A 14,435-nucleotide genomic window follows, 5' to 3' on the forward strand; every position below is an offset into this window, starting at 1 on the left:
GGACCAGGGGGAAGCGGGCGACTGCTTCAGGAAGAGTGAGCACGGTCTTCGAGGCTCCTATCGGTGGTGGGGTCGGGGCCGAAGATGACCGCGGTCGCGGCGGCGGCCAGGATGGCTTGTGCGTCCTGGGTGAGGCCGGCGCGGTTCCATGCGAAGAGGACGTGGTGGGCCACGATGTCGCGCAGGCCGCGGTGGAGGCGGCCAGCCGCGGCCAGGTGAGCCAACTCCGATCCGGCGTCGGTGTAGGCGCTGGCCCAGTCGGAGAACCGCGCGAGCCGTCCGTCCGCGTGCACCATGTCCTCCGTCTTCACGGAGATCAGCCGTCGAACCGCTGCCTCGTGGCGAGCGCTGCTGTCCGCGTCGGTCGACTCAGGTAGGGGGCGGTGGTCGCTGACGCGGGCCCAGACGTCGCCCTGCTCGTACCAGTCGAGCCCGGCCGAACGCAGCAGCAGACTGCACAGCAGCAGGGAGATCTCGCGACGGCGGTTGCCCTCTTCCTGAAGGTGGGCAGCCAGGTTGCGGCTGTCCTGGTGGAAGAGGCGGTGCGCGACGTCCATACCCTCGGGGCCGCCGAAGGCGTGGACCTCGGGCTCGTAGACGACCGGCACCCACCCGGTGATGTGCCCCTGGACCGCGAGCGCGTCCAGGACCGGTGCGAGAGCGTCGGGGCTGTCCGCAGCGGTCTGGTAGCGGAGGCGCCAGCACGGGCGCTTGCGCATGTGGAACCAGCCCGTGATGTCGCCGTTGTCCTCTGCCGTACGGAGGAGCGGGGCGAGGTGCGTGAGGGCGCTGGTCTCGGCGAGGCTCCAGTCGGTGAAGGCGACGTTGGCCTGGCGCCAGGTGGGTAAGGGCATGCGGGGCTCCGGGTGGGTGGTCAGGCCAGGGCGAGGAAGGTGTCCCAGTGCGGGGCGGGGGCGTGGTTCGTGCCGAGGGTGTGCAGGGCGAGGGCCGCACCGGCGGCGCCGTCGAGGAGTTCGGGCTCGTGGCCGGGCTGGTTCACGGCGGCGATCAGGCGGCCGGCCAGGTGCGGCAGCTGTTCGGTGATCGCCGTGTTGCCGGTTTCGGTGGCCACGCGCCACGAGGCTTGCAGCAGCCCGGCCATGCCGTGGCACAGGCCGATCTCGGGCAGCCTGTCGAGCTGGGCCGGGTCGCTGAGCGTGGCCACGATCGCGTTCTCGGCGGTCCGGACGCGGGTCGCATCGCGCAGGGCGAGACCGGCGAGCTGCTGAGCACGGGCGGTCCCGCTGATGCCGTAGCACCACGAAGCCCGTGGACGGAGATCGGGCTCGACGGTGCCGTCCGCCACCTGCTCGGGGACGATCAGGCCGGGCCACCAGGGGCACGATTCGTCCCCCTGACGCCACTGGTCCATCCACGCGCACACCCGTTCCACGGCTCCGGTCAGGCCCGGCACGTCCAGGCCGCGCAGCAGCGCCTGAGCCATCACGGCCAGGGCCGCACCGATGCCGTGGGCCAGCCCGAAGTTCCCATGCCCACCGGGGTAGTCGGGGTGGAGCTCCCCGGTGGTGCCCACGTCCATCCACCACGGCGGGAGCCCGGCCGGGGCCGGTAGAGGCTCGGTCAGGCGTACCAGGTACGTCAGGACCGCCGCGGTGGTCTCGGCAGCGCCGTACCGGCTGAGGTGGTGCGCCCCGAGCCCGGCCAGGCCCCGGATCAGGTCGAACTCCTCCATAGGCGGCCGTACACCAGTGCGCAGGCGCTCATGGGCCACCGCCAGGCGGGTGCGGGTCAGGGCCTCGGTCGCCGCGTCCAGACGTTGCAGCGTCCGCTCGTACCGGCCGGTCGCGCTGTGCGCCCGGTGCACCAGGAAGGCCAGCGCCGGCGTGCCGAAGTACAGGTTGGCGTTGAAGGCGCCGCTGATCTCGCCGCGGACGGATTCCGTGAGCCAGAGATGCGCGGTGTCCCAGTCGCCGTGCCCGGAGCGGGCCCGCTCGATGTGGAGCAGCGCGATGCCTGCGGCGCCGCCGGCCAGGGACTGCGGCCACGCCCTCCAGCCGTCCGGCCGGCCGCCCGGCCAGACCGAGGCCGGATCGGACAGGGAGCGGGCCAGCGCGTCGGCGGCCGTCAGCACGTTTGGAGCGGTGGTCGTCACGGTCATCGGGTCCTCCGTGCTCGGGCGGTCCAGCTCAGGGCGGCAGCTCGTGCCAGGTGCAGGTGTTCGCGCTCCTCGTCCAGGCCGGGGCCGCGCATCCGCACGTGGTGCAGGTGCAGCAGATCCGCCAGCACCTCCTCCGGGCGCAGCAGCGCCGCGTCCGCGAGGGCGCGGCGGTAGCCGGCTAGTGCCGCCTGCCGCTCACCCCACGCGGTACTGACGTGCGGATCGAGGTCGTCCCGATCGCCTGTGGCCAGCTCGACGGCCTGCCGGTAAACGGGCCGTGGCGGCGCGGACTGCTGGGTGCGGGCGTGCTCAATGAACCACTGCATCGCTGCGCTGGTGCTCCCGAGCAGGCCGACGGCGATGTCCACCATGCTTGCCGCGGCCAGCGCACGGGGGTCCGGCCCGGTAGCCGTCTGCACGGCGAGCTGGGCGACCGCCGCGGCGGAGTCGGCGGCGAAGTACTCCTCGGCCGCCCCGATCGCGGCCGGCCCGCCGAATCGGGCCGTCTCCGGCAGGTGGGTGGCGATGGTGAGGTGCGTGATGAGGCCGCGGTCCCGGAGCTGCCGGGCCCATGCCCCGGCCTTCTCGATGGCGCCGCCGACGGTGCCGGGCGCACAGGTCAGGCGTAGCCGCAGGTGCTGGGCGGGGTCCGCGTAGCGGATGAACCACCACCGGGGGCCGCCAAGCGTGGCGAGGAGATCCGGCAGGTGCCGGGTCAGGAGCGCGTCCTGCCGGTCACCGCGTCCGTGGAGCTGGAGATACAGGTGGTCATCGCAGCCAGGTAGCCGCCCGTGGCCACGGTCCACCACGTACGTTCCCGCGGCCGGGACGGGGATGAGGCGCTGGTCCGCGGCCAGGGGCACGACGACCTCGTGCGCCCGGCCGTCGGCCCAGCCCAGATCCCGAGGCCGTGGCGCGGCGCGCAGCGTGACTGTGGCGTGGCGGCCCAGTTCGGAGCGCAGCAGGGCCCGGTGCGAGGGCTCGGCCAGGTCCAACGCGAGGGTCTGGTCGGCCTCGCTCAGGTAGACGTGCTGGGGCAGGTTCGCCTTTCTGCCCCAGTCGGCCAGGGCCTTGTCCCACGTCTTCGACGCGGCCATGCCAGGAGGGAGGTCGGCGTCGGTGAGCCGCCAGCGGGCAGGGGACAGGACAGTGCGCCCGTACCGCAGGGCGGGGAGGAACGGCAGCGCGGAGGCGGCGGCGCCCCACTGGAAGCCGGTGCAGGGGACGGCCAGCGCGACGGGGGCCTCCAGGAGGAAGCGGGCCAGGGGGTGGGTGTGCCGGGTCAGGTCAACGGCGTTGAGCAGCAGGGTGTGCACGGGGCAGCGCCGGGAGAGCGAGACGAGGTGGAGTCGCTCGGCGTCGGCGGTCACGCCCAGGTCCGCAACGGGCAGTACCTCGGTCTCCGGGCCCGCGAAGTCGCCGACCGGGATCACCACCCTCGCCACCTGCGGAGCGCGAGCGACGTTCTGGCCCCGGACGGACAACGGGGGAGAGCTGATCTGTGCGACGAGCGAGCCCCGGTAGAGGCCCGGCAGACTGCCGTAGACCTCGCTCATGCGGACGTGGTCCGCCTCGGGGAGCAGGTTGAGGAACCGGCCGGTGGTCGCGCCGGCCGACCGGGACACCCCGGTGACGTGCAGCGCGAAGTCGCCTTGCTCCAGGGCCGACAGGCTCTCGGCGTGAACCCGAACGGTCAGCTCGGTGCTCGGCTGCACCGGCCGGTTGGAGCCGGCGGCGACCAGCTCCTCGAACACCGAGTCATCGAGCACGACTTCACGGCGGCCCTCCGTCACCGCGCGGTAGGCGAGCTTGAGCAGGACGCTGTCGCGTTCCGGCAAGGGATCGAGCGGGGGGTCGGGGGTGCCGCGGTAGCCGGGCGGGTAGCCGAGCGCGTCGATGGCGTCCAGCACGGGGACGACGGCCCGCGGCCCGTACCGGTCCAGGAACCGGCCGTGCCACTCCGCCCAGCCAGGCAGCCTGTCTCGGGGTGCGAGGCGCACGAGGGCCTGCGCCGCGGCTTCAGCCTCGCGCGTCACCGTCTTCGGAATGGTCAGGTCCCAGTCCACTCGCAGGTCGAAAGCCGACCGCGGCGCTTCGAGCAGCACCGGGTGCTGTTCGGGTGCGTACTCCTCGCCGCGGGCCGAGAGCGCGGCGAGGGGATCGGCGGCGGTCATCGGCGCCCGCAGGTCGGTGAGGAGGACTCGTTGTTCGACCAGACCGGCGAGGAGCTTGTCCACCGCGGCGCTCGCGGCATGCGGGAAGGCCGCGGACAACCGTGCTGCCAGGTCGTTCCACAGGACTGGAGATCGGGCGCCGGCCAGGGCCTCACGGACCGGCCCGGTCAGACGAATCCGCACCTGGTCGGGTGCACGGTCCGGCTCGGCGGGGGGCCGGTGCTCGATCACTACGTATCCGTCGTACTCGACGGCCAGCGCCGAGGTGAGAAGCCGGAGATGAGGGCGTAGCTGTGGGTCAGCCTCCAAGCGGGCGACCAGGGCGTTGACGGTCGTGGCGTCCGGCTTGGCGACGGCGTGGTGCCCGCTGCCCACGATCAAGGCGGGGATCTGGCCGTAGCGGGCGGCGGCGGCCCCGGCGAACAGGCCGAAGGGGGTAGCGCGGCCCCGGGCGCGAAGGAGGTAGCGCAAGACGGCGAGCACCGTACGGCGCACCTCGGCGGCCGGAAGGGGCCGGCCGTCACGGATCTGCCGTACGCGGTCCGCCAGGTCAGGGCTCGCGGCCGTCACGGCCGCGGGGAATCGTCCGGTCTCCCAGGTCTGCTGTAACCAGGCCCGCCACCCGTCCAGTCCCGCATCCGGACCCGTGAGATCGGGCCAGGCCGTGCGCTGTCCAGGGTCGTTCCACGCGGCTGCTCGGACCGCTGCTGCATCGACGACGCGATACACATGCTCTCCTGTGGCAGAGCGGTGCCCGGCCGCGCCCGAAGGCGCGACCGGGCACCGCGGTTAACGCTGGGCGTGCCGTTACGGGCAGCTGACGCACGCGGACTGGCACGTGGACCCGCAGTTGTCACCCGTCAGCCGGATGATCTGGTCCGCGGCGACGCCGCCCTCCACGATGTCCATGTCCAGCTCGAAGCTGGCGTCGTCCGGCTCCGTGGCCGGCGCCTTCGGCGTGGCCGTGTGCTCCATCTGAACCGTCATCGGTCCCCTCCTTGTTGGTGGTGCGATGTCCCGGGGCCGATCGGCCCCGGAGTCTCTAGACCCAGGCCACGGTCACGTAGCCGTGGCGCTTGCGCGCCGCACCCTGGGGCAGCGTGGAAGGGGCGGCACCCGGCACGTACCGGATGATCGCCGCCCCCCGTCGCAGGTAGTCCGTCGCCCACTCGCGCAGCAGTTCCGTGTACTGCTCGGCGAGCTGTTCGGCCTGCGGGCCGTGGGCGATCACGCCGCTCTCGAACCCGGCCGTGCCGGTGTCCGGGTTGGTGCGGCGGGTGCGGTAGGCGATGCTGTCCTCGCTGACCAGGGCGGCCACGCCGAGCCGCGCGGAGGGTTCCACGAGGCCACTGGCGATCACGTCCTGGGTGGCGTGCAGGCGTGCCGGGCTCGACAGGTTCAGGGTCACGAACCAGTCCAGTTCGTCGGGCATGTCGTATGCCGCCCCGGACCACTTCTCCAGCCGGTCGCCTTCAAGAGCGCGGGCCAGCTCCGCCGTGTTGAGGGGAACCTGCTCGTTGTCGGTCTGGAGGGCCACGCCGTCGCGCAGCATGACCTTGCGGTCCGGTGCGGCGCCCTTGCCCTGCATCGGCACGAAGGAGGCCAGCCGGTAGGAGCGGCTGACCAGGTCGTTGCCGTCGCGTTCGAACGCGACCGACCGGGTCGTACCGCACACCGTGAGCGGGGTGACCAGCCGGCCGTCCTTGGCCAGGGCGCTGATCCACGACGGGGGGATGTCCCACGTGGTCACCGTGGCGATGATCCGGTCGAACGTGCCGAGGCCGGCCAAGGCGGTCTCGGCGTCGTCCGCGATCGTCTTGACGCGGTCGTATCCGGTGTCGTCCAGGTACCGCCGCGCGCGGTCGATGACGTCGGGGTCGATGTCGAGGGTGGTGACCTCGCCGTCGGCTCCGACGAGTTCCTGGATGAGCGCGGCGTTGTAGCCGCCTGAGCCGATCTCCAGCACCCTCATGCCGGGCTTGATGGCGGCCTGCTCCAGCATCACCCCTTGCAGGTGCGGGGCGGAGATGACGCTGATGGGCAGCCCGTGCTCGTCCTTCTTCACCGGCAGGACGCTGTGCAGGTCGTAGGCCACCTCCAGGCTCAGGTCGGGGCCGAACCGGTGCCGGGGCACGGCGGTGAAGGCTGCCGCGACGGCCTCGGAGACGATCGCGTCCTCCTTGTACAGGGCGCGGACCATGTTGGCGCGCAGCGCCCCGTGGTCAGCGGTCTCAAGCTGGGTCATCCGAGTACCTGTTCCTTGTCGTAGTCGAGCTGTGAGGCCCCTGTCCGGCACACCTGGCGGGGTGTGCCGGACGGGCGCCGTACTGAGAGAACTTCGTGCCGCGCAGGACGGTGTGCGGTGACGCTAGCCAGGCCGCCGCCCCCGCGGCCGGAGTATTGGCGGCGGGGCGCGATAGCCCTGGAGATCGGCCGGAACCCTTCTACGGAAGTGGAGATGCTTCACCGCGCCGACGGCCAGGTCCGCGGGGGCCGCCGCCTCAGGGCAAGCCGACCGGTCAGGATGCGTTCGTCTTCGACGGGCCGCGGTTCGTGCTCCAGGCTGACGGCCACCACGGCCCCGCCCGCCCCCCGAACCATGTGCGGCCACAGGAAATCGGGCGTGAAGTGCAAGACGTCCCGGGGGTGGCCGTAGTCCAGGAACCAGCCCTCGTACAGGTCGTAGATGTACTCGCCGGTCCTCGGAAGGTGTCGGCCGTAGCGCAGGCCGAGACGGGAAGCGATGGCCAGCATGGCACTCCCCACGCCGTCGTTCAGCGCGTGGGCATGCGGGTGGTACAGGGTGACGACCGGAGTCCCACTCGCGGTGCAGCGGGTGTCGATCGCGATCCCCGGGAGGAACCCGGGATCGGGCGGCGGCAGCGATGTCACGGCGTCTCCATGAGCAGGAGGTCGGGAGGCGAAGCCAGATCCGGATGCAAGGTGGGGTCCGGTTCGGCTCCGCGAAGCCGAAGGACGAGGTAGCGGGCCAGGACGTAGGGCAGGCGGTCCGTCTCGGTGAAGCGGACGAGTTCGTCAGGACCGTTCGGGCCTCCTCCCGTAAAGACGGTGCCGAGGACCCCGACACGCTCGACTTCGCTGACGCGGACCGCCAGGTACCCGCGGCGCAGGGTCGCGCACCGCTGGAGAGCGAGCCGTGCGTGCAGCTCGCAGATCGGCGGGGTCGTCGTCTCTATGTCGGCCGGCCAGGAGCGGTCGCCGACCTCCGCCCGCAGGAGCCACAGCATGCCCTCGCCGGGCGCGCGCTCGGGCCTCTTGAGGCAGTAGGCGCACAGCAGCCGGTCGGCGGCCTCCCGCTGGATCTCCGGGTCGAACTCGCCGTACAGCGGTATACCGTCGCCGGTACCTCCCCAGAGCTCCCACAGCACCAGAAAGTCCGGGTCGACCTGATCGTCGCGGTGGCCGCCGTCGTACTGAAGCCCGGTGGCGGTGACGACGATCGTCGGGTGGTCGGGGAACCGGCCTTCCCGGAGAGCGACGGCCGGGGCTTGGACGGGATTCACGCAGGTCTCCAGGTCAGGGCAGGTCGAGGGCGGGTGTGATGCGAAGCGGACCGCTAGGTGAGGACCGCGGTCTTGCGGCCTCCGCGCCCCGCCGTGGTGAGCGGCCGGTGCGGGGCGATGATCCGGCCGTCGGGCAGCAGTTCACCGGTGTCCTCGAAGAACAGGACGCCGTTGCACAGCAGGCTCCAACCCTGCTCCGGGTGGCTCGCGAGCAGGCGCGCCGCCTCCCGATCGGATGCCTCTGCCGGGGGGCAGGGGGGTTCGTGCGGGCACATGATGGGCTTCCTCTCGAACGTGCCGAACAGGCTGCGGGTGTTGACTCAGCGAGCCGTGGCCACCGCCAACGTGGGAGCGGTGACAGGCAGGTTGAACCGCGGGCGGCCGGCGGCGAACTCGGCGATGGCGGCTTCGCTGTATCCGTAGAAGCGGCCCAGGGCGTCGTCGCCGCCCGTGGGCGGCCGGCCACCCCACTCCACGACGTGGCACGTGTCCGGATAGACCGACCAGCGGACCCTGGTGTCGGGGAAGCCCGTTCTGCGGGCCAACAGCCCCCCGATGGAGTACGCGTCGATCAGGTTGCCCACGGAGAGGAAGCCCCCGCGGCGGCGGCCCGCGACAGGTACGGCCAGGAGCGGCATCCGGAACAGGCTGATGGACACCCCCGCGTTCACGAGGTCCGGGTCCGCCAGCCGGTCGCGGTACCACTGGTAGTCGACGGCGTCACGGGCAGGCGCAAGGGTGAGGGGCGGCCGGGCGGAGAAGACCCTGATCATGCCGACACCTCCGGCATGCCCGTCAGGAGGTTCTCCAGCAGCCCCTCCGTGATGATGGACAGCCGCCGGAGCTGTGCGTGGGGGCCGCCCGGAAGCGCCTCGGCCACGCGGCACTCCCGCGCCTGTTCGACCAGATTCGCCAGCCCAGGGGCCAGCTCTTCCCCGTCGCGCTCCACCACGGCGTTGACGAGCTGCATGAGCGCACCGCGCAGCCGCTCCGTCATCGCCAGCATCGTCGGCTCGTCAGGTCGGCCAACGGAGGCGTCGATGATGTCGTACAGGTCATCGACGGGGACTCCAGTCCGAAGAGTGCGCGCGATGTGTCGCAACTCTTCAGCCGACAGCGGCGGTTTCCAGTCCTTGAGCCCGGGGCCTGACCGGTTGGGCTCGCGCCGATCGACGGGGAAGGTCACGCGGCCCTCCCGAGGCCGGGAACGGGCAGTTCGCACCAGGTGCCGGTCCTGTCCGACGTCGTGCCCCAGGAGCCGCGGTGCTCGGCGGCGATGGCTCGGACGATGCCGAGCCCACGCCCGTGCTCGGCGGCATCACCCGCGTGGCGAGCCTCACGGGTCGTCGGGGTGCCGTCCGTCACGATGATGAGCAGCAGCCCGTCCCGTAAGCCCATGAGGAGGTTCACCTCGGTCCCGCCGCGGCTGTGCAGGATGGCGTTGGTGATCAACTCGGACACGACGAGGACCACGTCGTCAGCCAGATCCGAGAGCCCGCAGAGCGCGAGCCGCTGCTTGACCGTCTGCCGGACGTCTCGCACTCGGCGAAGATCGTCGGCCGTGTTCGCCGTCTGGTCCGTGGCGAAGGAGACGAGGGTGGCGTCTACCGTCTGCCGCGTCGGCCGGCTGGCCGGACCGTCGGTCACCGGGCCCAAGGCGCTCACCTTCGCCGGCTGGCTTGCGCTCGGCGCTGTTGCCGTCGCCATCACTCCTCCTCGTCACGGACCGGGCACTTAGCGTTGTGCGACGAGGGCGGTTGTGCCTATGTCGTGGTTATGACTTCTGGCTGTCCTTTCGGGTGACACGATGACGCGGCTATGACTTCTTACTGCCTTCTGGCGGGGGGCAGTTCCATTGGGCTGCCGAGGCGGTATCCCATGAGAGGGAACCGATATCGGAGGGGACATGGACGAGGGCCAGCGGCGCACGGTGCTGTTCCAGCTGGTGAGTGCTCGGGGCATCCGCTCCTACAGGCCCTTCAGCGAGGAGTACAGCCGCGCCGCCGCGGAGTTACGGCGTGATGGCCACGAGGTGGCGCCGCCGCCGGGTCCTCGCCACTTCGAGCGCCTGCTCATCGTCGGCGGCGTCAAGACCGCCCCGTACCGGCCCACGGCCCGCGTGCTTGAGCTGATGTTCGAGCGGTCGGTCAAGGAGCTGTTGAGCTCAGCTGCCGAGGACTCCGCAGGACAGCACACCTCCAACCGGACTCTCTCTCCGCCCTTGCCCACCGAAAGTGAACTACTGATGACCGCTCGGGACGCCGCCGAACACTCAGGCGATGCCGCCGCGCTCCGCGTGGACGAGCTGACCCTCGACCAACTCCACGATGACCTGAACAGGCTCTCCCGCGAGTACGGGTGCAAGGCGCCTGCGGAGGTCTTCCACGAGGCGAACGGCCTGCTCAAGCACGCACAGCTGACGATTGATCGGACCCGCTCCCCGGAGCAGCACACCCGCCTCTACTACGCCGCCGGTCAGGCCAGTGCGCTGCTCGCGGCCGTGAGCTTCGACCTCGGGGCGATGGCGCCCGCCACCTCGTTCGCCCGGACTGCTGCCCAGTACGGCAAGACCATCGACCACGGCCCGCTCCAGGCGTACGCCTACGGCATGCTGAGTTTCATGGCCTTCTGGGATGGCCGCCCGACCGAATCCGTGCGGCTGGCCCACATCGCCCAGCGGTTCGGAGGTCTGGGCAGCACGGCCCGCCGGCGCCTGTTCGCCATCGAGGCTCGGGCCCACGGACACCTTCGGGACGACGCTGAAGCCCGCCGCTGCATCCTGGCCGCGGTGGAGGAGACCGGGAGCAGCCGTGACGAGCTCCACGACGACATCGGTGGTGAGTTTGCTTTCGACGCTGCTCGAACAGCGATGAGCAACGCGACGACGAGCCTCCTCCTCCGGGATGGCGCTGGCGCGGAGGAGTTCGCCACCACGGCGCTCGCCCTGCTGGGCAACCGCCCTACGGCCGAGGTCCCGATTGTGGTGTCGGGGCCGGCCGCCATCGACCTTGCCCGCGCTCGGCTGATGCGGAACGAGGTAGAAGGGGCGCGGGAGGCGCTTGCCTCCGTGTTCGAGGTGCCGGCAGGACATCGGGCCTCGGGGATGATGGAGCGGCTGACGGCCGCCCGGCTGGAGCTGACCCGCCGCGAGTTCCGGGGCGCGCCCGCGGCGGTTGCTCTGGCCGATCAGATCGAGGAGTTCACCGCCCTCTCCCCGGCACGTCGGCTCGGCGGCCAGAGCGCACTCGCGATCGAGCCCTGACCGCTACCGGCTGAGGGCGGCCAGGATCACCGCCTCCTTCTCCGGTGTAATTCCGTGCTCCGCCCATCGCGGATGGTCCACGGGCACCCCGCCTTCGCGGAGCCACGTCCAGGTGTCGACCACCGTTTCCGCCAGCGGGCGGCAGGTCAGCCCGGCGGCCTGCGCCCGGGTGGAGTCGATGCGCCACACGCCCGCGTGGGTGCGCCACAGCGGCAGCTCCGTCCACTGCTGTACATCGTGGTCCTGGAGCAGTTTGTCGGGTGCCCAGGCGAGCTGAGCGTCTCCGCCGGTGGCCAGCACGCAGGCGGTGAGGAAGTCGGACATCGTCTCCCGGCCGATCGGGGCGACGCAGTTGTAGGCGCCGCCCCGATCGGCGACGGCCTGATCGAGGGCGAAGGCCGCCACGTCCCGTACGTCGATCGGCTGGATGGACTTGTCCGGGGCTCCGGGGGCCAGCATCCGGCCCCCGCGCGCGGCACGCGTGAGCCACCAGGGCAGCCGGCCGACGTACTCGCCGGGGCCGAGGATGACGCCCGGTCGAAGGATCACCGCTCGGGTCTCACCGAACGTCTCGGTGGCGGCCCGCTCGGCCCCGGCTTTCTGCCGGCCGTAGTACCAGTCAGGCCCCTCCCAACCTTCAGGGAGCCGACCGTAGTCGGCATCGGCGTCAGGAGGCCCGTCCAGGAGCTCGGAGTCCTCGGTGAGCGGGTCGTTCGGCCACCCACGGTAGGCGTTCACGGTGGAGACGTACACGTACCGGCCGGAGACCGATTCCAGCGCTCTGGCGCCCGCGAGAACGTCACGCGGGGCCATCTCGGACGCGGACGTGTCCACCACCGCGTCCCACGGCCCTTCCCCGGCCAGCCGCTCCAGGTCCGCCGCGACCGTCCGGTCCCCGCGGACGGCACGCGCACCTTCTGGCGCGGTTCCGGAACGGCCGCGGTTGAACACCGTCACCTCCCAGCCGCGGTCAAGCGCAGTCTGAGCGACCGCACGCCCCAGGAACCAACTCCCGCCGAGCACAAGAATCTTCATGATGGCGATCCTGCCGTGCCTGCCGGTCCAGAGGGAAGATGGTCTTCGCCCTCCGCACGTGCCGCGGCCACCGCCGCGTTCGCAGGGCCGCCGTACAGCGGGACCTTCTTCAGTGGGTCGCGGGTTCCTACACCGTGGCGACGGTCGTAGACGGTGTCCGCCGTGTGCGAGCCGTCCGCCCAGCGGCCGGCCTTGTTCCGCTCAGCGAGGGAGACTCCCGCTTCGATCAAGTCGGTGTTCGGCCCGGCACGCCAGGAGTGCGAAGAGACCTTCTTGCCGTCGATGTACGGCACGCCAGCTCTTTCGGCAAGGAGCTGAAGCCGCTCGTTCAGGGAACCGGGGCGCATCTTCTTGCCGCGCTTGCGCTCTGAGGGATACTGCACCAGCTTGCCGCCAGGCGTCAGGGCGCGGAAGAGAGGGTCGTCGGGGCCATCGGCGCCGAGCTCGTGAAGGACCCCGAACCAGGCGCGTGCTCGGCGGACGAGCTGGAGGTCGGGACGGTCCTCGATGAAGCGCCCGGAGCCCTTGCCCGTCTGGTCGGTCTTGGAAGTGGCGGTGTGCACCCACAGGCCCGTGTCGTGGACGCGAACCCGCTTGACCAGCTGGTCGGCGAGTTCGGACTCCCGGTGGAGATTGCTGTAGGCCAGGGCGGCGAGGAAGGCGTCCCGCTTGCCGATGTTGGTGGACTCGTCGATCTTGGCGATGATCCGGACGTTGTACTCGATCGTGACGGCGGCGGCCCGCTCGACTTCGCCCCCAGCCTTCACCCACTCCTTCTTCCAGACCCTCAGCCGCCCCTTGAACCGGGTGGGGTCCGGCCGGTAGTCCACCGGCTGCCAGTTCCAGATGCGGGACATGTACTGTCCGACGCTGTCCGGCACGAACTCCCCGGCCTTGCCGCGACGGATGAGGTGCAGGCCGTACGAGGTGTACGTCGCGGTTGTGCAGGGGTGAGCCAGCCGCGGGGGTTTCTGGGCTGCGCACCACGCCTCGAACGCTCGCACGGTCGAGTCGCGGTTCTTGATCGTGTTGTCCGCCAGATCCGGCTCGCCGAGCTCGGCCATGTCCTCGGCAGAGAGCCGGAAGTCGTCGTCCGTCCAGGCCGGCCGCGCGTCGGCGAGCGGAGGGAGCTCGCCAGGGCCGAGCATGGTGTGCTGGGTGACCAGGTACCGCGGTCCCGGCGCGGCGGCCGGCGGCCGTACGGCGACGCTGTCGTCGGCCAGCTCGGCGTCGAAGACCTCCACCTCGGTGCTCACGACGCCGCCGGGGTGTGGACGGGGTGGTCGGGGTGGTCGTGGAACGGCTCGGCAAACTGCCGCAGCACCGCGAGGAGCTGCGGCGGGATCGCCTCGCCCAGGCGCTCGCAGTGCTCCAGGAGCTGCTCTTTGGCGTCGAGGTCTTCGAGGGCCCGCTGGGGCTGGTGGCTGAGGATGTACCGGGCGACCTCCGTGTCGGCCTGGACGCCGCGGCCGGTGAGGACGGAGGCCAGAAGTCGGCCGTCGGCCTCGATGCCGAAACGGCGGGCGCCGGGCTCGGTCGTATCCCACCAGCCGTCGGCGGCAGCGACGTGGGCCAGACGCTTCTCCTCGTCAACTCGGGCGCGGAGGAACGCGATCCAGCCCGCGGGCGACGTCACGATTTCGTTCCCCATCTTCTGGTCTTCAGTCCCTTCAGTCGCTGTCGGTACCGCTCGGTCACGGCTGCACTCCACAGCTCTCCAGGAAGTCTTCGTCGTACACCCGGCCTGCGGTCTTCCGGAGCCAGGTCGCCCACTGCCCGGGAGTACGGTGGGCGTATTCGTGCCCGGCCGCCACGAACACCTTCTCGGCGAGGTCCGCTGCCTTCGCGTGGTCACCGGCGGTAAGTCTGGTGAGGGTAAGGAGGACCAGGTCGTAGGTCTTCGAGAACACCAGCTCCAGTTGGGCGCGCGCCTCGGCATGGTCAGGGGTGAGGCTGGACAACTCAGCGGCCCCCTTCGGGCTCGACCGCAGGGCCGGAGGGGAAGTCGGGGTGATGCTCCCAGCGCTTCGCCTCGTTGCGCATCCACTCCAGCTTGCGCACGGCGCCGACGATGTCCCCGTGCTGCATGCACGCCTCGGCGTACCCCATCGCGAAGCCCAGGGACTCGTGGAAGAGCGGGGTCACAACCGGCGTCTCTGCCGCTCGCGCTCTCAAGAAGCCGTGCCAGAAGCCGAGTTGGGCGGTCATCTCCGCGTAGGCGTCGATGCTCGGGCCCGTGGGCGGTGAGACCGGCGGGGGAGTGGAGGGAGCCGTCGTCGGCTCCGGGCGGTCTCCCCGGGGGCTGTATCCGCGACCGTTCT

The 14,435-nt window shown here is 71.2% G+C and carries 17 protein-coding genes; 1 reads left to right on the plus strand and 16 read right to left on the minus strand.

Annotated features, from left to right (window positions below; translation table 11 throughout):
- Window positions 1-26 precede the first annotated feature (26 nt).
- The 11 genes from EF903_RS06780 to EF903_RS06830 all read right to left on the minus strand — a co-directional run bounded on the left by EF903_RS06780 (window position 27) and on the right by EF903_RS06830 (window position 9,524).
- Complete coding sequence (locus EF903_RS06780) at window positions 27-854, minus strand: thiopeptide-type bacteriocin biosynthesis protein (RefSeq protein WP_125541906.1); 828 nt, start codon at window positions 852-854, stop codon at window positions 27-29.
- Window positions 855-874: 20 nt separating this feature from the next.
- Complete coding sequence (locus EF903_RS06785; protein ID WP_125541908.1) at window positions 875-2,119, minus strand: lanthionine synthetase C family protein; 1,245 nt, start codon at window positions 2,117-2,119, stop codon at window positions 875-877.
- On the minus strand, window positions 2,116-4,863 hold the full coding sequence (locus EF903_RS06790; RefSeq protein WP_260614909.1) for a lantibiotic dehydratase: 2,748 nt from the start codon (window positions 4,861-4,863) through the stop codon (window positions 2,116-2,118). The genes EF903_RS06785 and EF903_RS06790 overlap by 4 nt, the downstream gene beginning before the upstream one ends.
- Before the next feature lie 237 nt (window positions 4,864-5,100).
- Window positions 5,101-5,280 carry an FxLD family lanthipeptide gene (locus EF903_RS06795; protein WP_125541912.1) on the minus strand — a complete coding sequence of 60 codons (180 nt, stop codon included), beginning with the start codon at window positions 5,278-5,280 and terminating at the stop codon, window positions 5,101-5,103.
- 55 nt (window positions 5,281-5,335) lie between these two features.
- Complete coding sequence (gene fxlM / locus EF903_RS06800) at window positions 5,336-6,538, minus strand: methyltransferase, FxLD system (protein ID WP_125541914.1); 1,203 nt, start codon at window positions 6,536-6,538, stop codon at window positions 5,336-5,338.
- A 218-nt stretch (window positions 6,539-6,756) separates the two neighbouring features.
- Window positions 6,757-7,185 carry a hypothetical protein gene (locus EF903_RS06805; RefSeq protein ID WP_125541916.1) on the minus strand — a complete coding sequence of 143 codons (429 nt, stop codon included), beginning with the start codon at window positions 7,183-7,185 and terminating at the stop codon, window positions 6,757-6,759.
- Window positions 7,182-7,817, minus strand: a complete 636-nt coding sequence (locus tag EF903_RS06810) for a hypothetical protein (RefSeq protein ID WP_125541918.1) — start codon at window positions 7,815-7,817, stop codon at window positions 7,182-7,184. The genes EF903_RS06805 and EF903_RS06810 overlap by 4 nt, the downstream gene beginning before the upstream one ends.
- Window positions 7,818-7,870: 53 nt before the next feature.
- Entirely contained in the window at window positions 7,871-8,092 is a 222-nt protein-coding gene (locus tag EF903_RS06815; RefSeq protein WP_125541920.1) for a DUF5999 family protein, read from the minus strand.
- A 45-nt stretch (window positions 8,093-8,137) separates the two neighbouring features.
- Entirely contained in the window at window positions 8,138-8,590 is a 453-nt protein-coding gene (locus EF903_RS06820) for a DUF6302 family protein (RefSeq protein ID WP_125541922.1), read from the minus strand.
- A complete protein-coding gene (locus EF903_RS06825; RefSeq protein ID WP_125541924.1) occupies window positions 8,587-9,003 on the minus strand; it encodes a DUF6415 family natural product biosynthesis protein in 417 nt (138 codons plus the stop codon). The genes EF903_RS06820 and EF903_RS06825 overlap by 4 nt, the downstream gene beginning before the upstream one ends.
- Window positions 9,000-9,524, minus strand: coding sequence for an ATP-binding protein (locus EF903_RS06830; protein WP_125541926.1), 525 nt, complete (start codon window positions 9,522-9,524; stop codon window positions 9,000-9,002). Before EF903_RS06830 ends, EF903_RS06825 begins: the two co-directional genes overlap by 4 nt.
- 199 nt (window positions 9,525-9,723) lie before the next feature.
- On the opposite strand from EF903_RS06830, the gene EF903_RS06835 reads away from it, so the two are divergent.
- Window positions 9,724-11,079 (plus strand): hypothetical protein, encoded by a 1,356-nt coding sequence (locus EF903_RS06835; RefSeq protein ID WP_125541928.1) that lies wholly within the window; start codon window positions 9,724-9,726, stop codon window positions 11,077-11,079.
- A gap of 3 nt (window positions 11,080-11,082) precedes the next feature.
- Here EF903_RS06835 and EF903_RS06840 read toward each other — a convergent pair whose 3' ends face one another.
- The 5 genes from EF903_RS06840 to EF903_RS06860 are packed head-to-tail and all read right to left on the minus strand — an operon-like array spanning window position 11,083 to window position 14,259.
- Window positions 11,083-12,114: an NAD-dependent epimerase/dehydratase family protein gene (locus tag EF903_RS06840; protein WP_185902549.1), complete on the minus strand. Its 1,032-nt coding sequence runs from the start codon at window positions 12,112-12,114 to the stop codon at window positions 11,083-11,085.
- Window positions 12,111-13,370, minus strand: a complete 1,260-nt coding sequence (locus EF903_RS06845) for a tyrosine-type recombinase/integrase (RefSeq protein WP_125541930.1) — start codon at window positions 13,368-13,370, stop codon at window positions 12,111-12,113. Before EF903_RS06845 ends, EF903_RS06840 begins: the two co-directional genes overlap by 4 nt.
- Window positions 13,367-13,765: a DUF6221 family protein gene (locus tag EF903_RS06850; RefSeq protein ID WP_125541932.1), complete on the minus strand. Its 399-nt coding sequence runs from the start codon at window positions 13,763-13,765 to the stop codon at window positions 13,367-13,369. The genes EF903_RS06845 and EF903_RS06850 overlap by 4 nt, the downstream gene beginning before the upstream one ends.
- A 43-nt stretch (window positions 13,766-13,808) precedes the next feature.
- Window positions 13,809-14,075, minus strand: coding sequence for a hypothetical protein (locus EF903_RS06855; RefSeq protein ID WP_125541934.1), 267 nt, complete (start codon window positions 14,073-14,075; stop codon window positions 13,809-13,811).
- 1 nt (window position 14,076) lies between these two features.
- Window positions 14,077-14,259: a hypothetical protein gene (locus tag EF903_RS06860; protein ID WP_125541936.1), complete on the minus strand. Its 183-nt coding sequence runs from the start codon at window positions 14,257-14,259 to the stop codon at window positions 14,077-14,079.
- Window positions 14,260-14,435: the final 176 nt, after the last annotated feature.

The sequence above is a fragment of the Streptomyces sp. WAC05292 genome (assembly GCF_003949955.1).
GTDB lineage: Bacteria > Actinomycetota > Actinomycetes > Streptomycetales > Streptomycetaceae > Streptomyces > Streptomyces globosus.

Bases quoted from the DNA above. Each gene is read 5' to 3' on its own strand.
- EF903_RS06780 (WP_125541906.1), bottom strand. From the start codon at position 854: ATGCCCTTACCCACCTGGCGCCAGGCCAACGTCGCCTTCACCGACTGG.
- EF903_RS06785 (WP_125541908.1), bottom strand. From the start codon at position 2,119: ATGACCGTGACGACCACCGCTCCAAACGTGCTGACGGCCGCCGACGCG.
- EF903_RS06795 (WP_125541912.1), bottom strand. From the start codon at position 5,280: ATGACGGTTCAGATGGAGCACACGGCCACGCCGAAGGCGCCGGCCACG.
- fxlM (WP_125541914.1), bottom strand. From the start codon at position 6,538: ATGACCCAGCTTGAGACCGCTGACCACGGGGCGCTGCGCGCCAACATG.
- EF903_RS06815 (WP_125541920.1), bottom strand. From the start codon at position 8,092: ATGTGCCCGCACGAACCCCCCTGCCCCCCGGCAGAGGCATCCGATCGG.
- EF903_RS06820 (WP_125541922.1), bottom strand. From the start codon at position 8,590: ATGATCAGGGTCTTCTCCGCCCGGCCGCCCCTCACCCTTGCGCCTGCC.
- EF903_RS06830 (WP_125541926.1), bottom strand. From the start codon at position 9,524: ATGGCGACGGCAACAGCGCCGAGCGCAAGCCAGCCGGCGAAGGTGAGC.
- EF903_RS06835 (WP_125541928.1), top strand. From the start codon at position 9,724: ATGGACGAGGGCCAGCGGCGCACGGTGCTGTTCCAGCTGGTGAGTGCT.
- EF903_RS06840 (WP_185902549.1), bottom strand. From the start codon at position 12,114: ATGAAGATTCTTGTGCTCGGCGGGAGTTGGTTCCTGGGGCGTGCGGTC.
- EF903_RS06850 (WP_125541932.1), bottom strand. From the start codon at position 13,765: ATGGGGAACGAAATCGTGACGTCGCCCGCGGGCTGGATCGCGTTCCTC.